The sequence below is a fragment of the Salinimicrobium profundisediminis genome, assembly GCF_026241755.1.
Taxonomy (GTDB): Bacteria; Bacteroidota; Bacteroidia; order Flavobacteriales; family Flavobacteriaceae; genus Salinimicrobium; species Salinimicrobium profundisediminis.
The window spans coordinates 1-5,847 of record NZ_JAPJDA010000042.1; the positions used below are offsets into that span (position 1 = coordinate 1).

Below are 5,847 nucleotides of genomic sequence, written 5' to 3' on the forward strand. Positions count from 1 at the left end.
TGTCAAAAAAACCTTAAAATATTTTTGTTGGAGGCTTGTGGGATTAGAATTCAGTTGTATATTTGCAGCCGCTTTGAGAGGGAGTGACGGGGTAGGAGAGACGGTGTCTGAGCCTATATGTAGCAAGCCTTTAAAGCGAATAAGTTCTCTGAAATTTTTTTAAATTTTATCTTGGATTGTAAAGGAAATTGGTTTTATCTTTGCATCCGCTTTGAGAGGCACGGTAAGTGTTCTTTTAGGGTTGAAAAAGTTCTCTAAAAAACATTTTGAAGTTAAGTAATAAAGGTTGTAAGTTTGCATCCGCTTTTACGGGATTAGCTTCGAGAGTGGCTGAAAAAAATAAAATTTTTTTCTTGTCAGTTTTAAAAAAGGTTGTACATTTGCAGCCGCTTTGAAAGAGAGAGCGAAAGTTCATAAAAACATACTGAAAAGAAATCCCGGGTTGGGTGAGGTAGAATAAGGTTCGACTCCTTTAATTTCAACAAGACGATCCTTCCAATAATACGGAATGATCCTCCCCTTGTAAAGGGGAGGTGCCGAAGGCGGAGGGGTTTGAGTTCATTGACATATTGAATTGACAGCGCGTATGTTGCTTTAATTAGCAACAAATGCAAATAAGAATTAAGACTAGAAGAACGTTTTGAGCTTTGATTCCCGGTTAAACGGGATGAAGAAGAGGAATTCCTTTAGTAGTTGTTAAAGTATATAAGATTTAACGATGAAGAGTTTGATCCTGGCTCAGGATGAACGCTAGCGGCAGGCTTAACACATGCAAGTCGAGGGGCAGCACGTCTTCGGATGGTGGCGACCGGCGCACGGGTGCGTAACGCGTATACAATCTACCTTTTACAGGGGCATAGCCCGGGGAAACCCGGATTAATATCCCATGGTATTATTAAATGGCATCGTTTGATAATTAAAGCTTCGGCGGTAAAAGATGAGTATGCGTCCTATTAGCTAGATGGTAAGGTAACGGCTTACCATGGCTACGATAGGTAGGGGTCCTGAGAGGGAGATCCCCCACACTGGTACTGAGACACGGACCAGACTCCTACGGGAGGCAGCAGTGAGGAATATTGGACAATGGGCGAGAGCCTGATCCAGCCATGCCGCGTGCAGGAAGACTGCCCTATGGGTTGTAAACTGCTTTTATACGGGAAGAAACACCCCTTCGTGAAGGGGCTTGACGGTACCGTATGAATAAGGATCGGCTAACTCCGTGCCAGCAGCCGCGGTAATACGGAGGATCCAAGCGTTATCCGGAATCATTGGGTTTAAAGGGTCCGTAGGCGGGTTTGTAAGTCAGTGGTGAAAGTCTGCAGCTCAACTGTAGAACTGCCATTGATACTGCATACCTTGAGTAATTATGAAGTGGTTAGAATATGTAGTGTAGCGGTGAAATGCATAGATATTACATAGAATACCGATTGCGAAGGCAGATCACTAATAATTTACTGACGCTGATGGACGAAAGCGTAGGTAGCGAACAGGATTAGATACCCTGGTAGTCTACGCCGTAAACGATGGTTACTAGCTGTTTGGCTCGATTGAGAGCTGAGTGGCTAAGCGAAAGTGATAAGTAACCCACCTGGGGAGTACGTTCGCAAGAATGAAACTCAAAGGAATTGACGGGGGCCCGCACAAGCGGTGGAGCATGTGGTTTAATTCGATGATACGCGAGGAACCTTACCAGGGCTTAAATGTAGCTTGACAGGGGTGGAAACACCTTTTCCTTCGGGCAAGTTACAAGGTGCTGCATGGTTGTCGTCAGCTCGTGCCGTGAGGTGTCAGGTTAAGTCCTATAACGAGCGCAACCCCTGTGATTAGTTGCCAGCGAGTAATGTCGGGAACTCTAATCAGACTGCCGGTGCAAACCGTGAGGAAGGTGGGGATGACGTCAAATCATCACGGCCCTTACGTCCTGGGCCACACACGTGCTACAATGGTAGGGACAGAGAGCAGCCACTGGGCGACCAGGAGCGAATCTATAAACCCTATCACAGTTCGGATCGGAGTCTGCAACTCGACTCCGTGAAGCTGGAATCGCTAGTAATCGCATATCAGCCATGATGCGGTGAATACGTTCCCGGGCCTTGTACACACCGCCCGTCAAGCCATGGAAGCTGGGGGTACCTGAAGTCGGTCACCGCAAGGAGCCGCCTAGGGTAAAACTGGTAACTGGGGCTAAGTCGTAACAAGGTAGCCGTACCGGAAGGTGCGGCTGGAACACCTCCTTTCTAGAGATTTTGCCTCTTATAAGGCAAAACGCAATTACGACATAAGGAGCCTTTTTACAAATGAAGTGATAAGCTTCTTTTGGTCTTAATTCACTGTCAATTTAATAATATATAGTATTGAGATATGAGTATTGAGTATTGAGATGAGGCGAAAAGCTATCTCACTACTAATTACTAACTACTCACTACTAATTGCAGTCTCATAGCTCAGCTGGTTAGAGCGCTACACTGATAATGTAGAGGTCGGCAGTTCGAGTCTGCCTGAGACTACGAAATACAATTAACAATGATCAATAAACAATGGTCAGAGTTAAGAAGTTCATTGAGAAATACTGAAGGAAATTTTAGAAGTTGGGCAACCAGTTTACAGTACGCAGTTAAGCAGTACGCAGTACAGTGAGAACTGAATACTGAATACTGACCACTGCCAACTAAAAAAACGGGGGATTAGCTCAGCTGGCTAGAGCGCCTGCCTTGCACGCAGGAGGTCATCGGTTCGACTCCGATATTCTCCACCATTTAAATGATTAAGGCTTAAGGAATAATGATTAACCTCATTAGACCTTAAACATTAAACCTTAAACATTTGAAAAAAGTTCATTGACATATTGGAAAATAAGAATACGAGAAACATAAAAATTTCTATAGTTGTAAGATTATAGATAGAGCAAATTATATTAAATAAGAGTGTTGAAGTAAGAATAGGAGTTATTTATAATTCTGAACTCTTAACTCATAACTTTTAAAAGAGCATATTAGGTAAAAGCACATAAGCTAAATAAGGGCGTATGGGGAATGCCTAGGCTCTCAGAGGCGATGAAGGACGTGATAAGCTGCGAAAAGCTGCGGGGACTGGCACATACAGGTTGATCCGCAGATATCCGAATGGGGCAACCCAGCATACTGAAGGTATGTTATCCGAAAGGAGGCGAACCCGGAGAACTGAAACATCTAAGTACCCGGAGGAGAAGAAAACAATAGTGATTGCGCTAGTAGTGGCGAGCGAACGCGCATTAGCCCAAACCGGTAAGTTTACGGACTTACCGGGGTTGTAGGACCACGACATTGGTTGTGAACAGAATTAGAACACTTTGGAAAGAGTGGCCATAGACGGTGATAGCCCGGTATAAGTAATGAACATAAACCATAGTGGTATCCTGAGTAGTGCGGGGCACGAGAAACCCTGTATGAATTTGGCGGGACCATCCGCTAAGGCTAAATACTCCTGAGAGACCGATAGTGAACCAGTACCGTGAGGGAAAGGTGAAAAGAACCGTGAATAACGGAGTGAAATAGATCCTGAAACCATACGCTTACAAGCGGTCGGAGCCCTTTAGGGGGTGACGGCGTGCCTTTTGCATAATGAGCCTACGAGTTAACGTTGCCAGCGAGGTTAAGGGGTTAAGCCCTGGAGCCGTAGCGAAAGCGAGTCTGAATAGGGCGCTTTAGTTGGTAGTGTTAGACGCGAAACCGTGTGATCTACCCTTGGGCAGGTTGAAGCTGTGGTAACACATAGTGGAGGACCGAACCCGTTGACGTTGAAAAGTCTTGGGATGACCTGAGGGTAGGGGTGAAAGGCCAATCAAACTCGGAAATAGCTCGTACTCCCCGAAATGCATTTAGGTGCAGCGATTAATTAGTTTTATAGAGGTAGAGCTACTGATTGGATGCGGGGGCTTCACCGCCTACCAATTCCTGACAAACTCCGAATGCTATAAAATGATGTTAATCAGTGAGGGCATGGGTGCTAAGGTCCATGTCCGAGAGGGAAAGAACCCAGACCATCAGCTAAGGTCCCCAAATGTATGTTAAGTTGAAAAAACGCGGTTGAACTGCTTAGACAGCTAGGATGTTGGCTTGGAAGCAGCCATTCATTTAAAGAGTGCGTAACAGCTCACTAGTCGAGCGGTTCGGCATGGATAATAATCGGGCATAAACATACTACCGAAGCTATGGATTCTATACATTAGTATAGAGTGGTAGGGGAGCATTGTAACAGCGTAGAAGGTGTACTGCGAGGTATGCTGGAGCGGTTACAAAAGAAAATGTAGGCATAAGTAACGATAATGCGGGCGAGAAACCCGCACACCGAAAGACTAAGGTTTCCTCAGCTATGCTAATCAGCTGAGGGTTAGTCGGGGCCTAAGGCGAACCCGAAAGGGGTAGTCGATGGACAACCAGTTAATATTCTGGTACCTGCTTTGCGTTAAAAGTGACGGAGGCGAGAATTAGGTGCGCACTGACGGAATAGTGCGTTGAAGGGAGTGGTAACACCCCGATAGTACACCCAAGCTTCGGCGGCGGTGATAATCCTGAATATCGACTTCCAAGAAAAGCGAGCAAAAGCAGCCCGTACCGCAAACCGACACAGGTAGTTGGGATGAGAATTCTAAGGTGCTCGAGAGATTCATGGCTAAGGAACTAGGCAAAATTGACCTGTAACTTCGGGAGAAAGGTCGCCCCACTCCGGTGGGGCCGCAGTGAAAAGGTCCAGGCGACTGTTTATCAAAAACACAGGACTCTGCTAAATCGAAAGATGATGTATAGGGTCTGACACCTGCCCGGTGCTGGAAGGTTAAGAGGAGATGTTAGCTTCGGCGAAGCATTGAATTGAAGCCCCAGTAAACGGCGGCCGTAACTATAACGGTCCTAAGGTAGCGAAATTCCTTGTCGGGTAAGTTCCGACCTGCACGAATGGTGCAACGATCTGGACACTGTCTCAGCCATGAGCTCGGTGAAATTGTAGTATCGGTGAAGATGCCGATTACCCGCTGTGGGACGAAAAGACCCCGTGAACCTTTACTATAGCTTAGTATTGACTTTGGACAAGTGATGTGTAGGATAGGTGGGAGACATTGAAGCGGTATCGCCAGGTATCGTGGAGTCATTGTTGAAATACCACCCTTTACTTGTTTGAAGCCTAACTTCCATTGGAAGGACAGTGCTTGGTGGGTAGTTTGACTGGGGTGGTCGCCTCCAAAAGAGTAACGGAGGCTTCTAAAGGTTCCCTCAGCACGCTTGGTAACCGTGCGTAGAGTGCAATGGCATAAGGGAGCTTGACTGAGAGACATACAGGTCGATCAGGTACGAAAGTAGAGCATAGTGATCCGGTGGTTCCGCATGGAAGGGCCATCGCTCAAAGGATAAAAGGTACTCCGGGGATAACAGGCTGATCTCCCCCAAGAGCTCACATCGACGGGGGGGTTTGGCACCTCGATGTCGGCTCGTCACATCCTGGGGCTGGAGAAGGTCCCAAGGGTTGGGCTGTTCGCCCATTAAAGTGGCACGCGAGCTGGGTTCAGAACGTCGTGAGACAGTTCGGTCTCTATCTACAGTGGGCGTTAGAAATTTGAGTGGATCTGACTCTAGTACGAGAGGACCGAGTTGGACCAACCTCTGGTGTACCAGTTGTTCCGCCAGGAGCACTGCTGGGTAGCTACGTTGGGAAGGGATAAGCGCTGAAAGCATATAAGCGCGAAACCCACCACAAGATGAGATTTCTTTAAAGGATCGTGGGAGACTACCACGTTGATAGGTCACAGGTGTAAAGGCAGTAATGTCATAGCCGAGTGATACTAATAATCCGTATAGCTTAGTGCGCTTCCCGGCC

General features: G+C 46.7%; 2 tRNA genes and 2 rRNA genes. All 4 read left to right on the forward strand.

Annotation, left to right across the window (positions count from 1 at the left end):
* The first annotated feature begins 715 nt into the window (after positions 1-715).
* The 4 genes from OQ279_RS17035 (at position 716) to OQ279_RS17050 (ending at position 5,837) form a co-directional block, all read left to right on the forward strand.
* Positions 716-2,237: ribosomal RNA gene (locus tag OQ279_RS17035) — 16S ribosomal RNA — on the forward strand.
* Between the two features lie 196 nt (positions 2,238-2,433).
* Positions 2,434-2,507, forward strand: a tRNA-Ile gene (locus OQ279_RS17040).
* A gap of 171 nt (positions 2,508-2,678) precedes the next feature.
* Positions 2,679-2,755: transfer RNA gene (locus OQ279_RS17045), tRNA-Ala, on the forward strand.
* Positions 2,756-3,003: 248 nt separating this feature from the next.
* Positions 3,004-5,837 (forward strand): 23S ribosomal RNA (locus OQ279_RS17050).
* The 16S and 23S rRNA genes sit together here with 2 tRNA genes alongside, the layout of an rRNA operon.
* Positions 5,838-5,847: the final 10 nt, after the last annotated feature.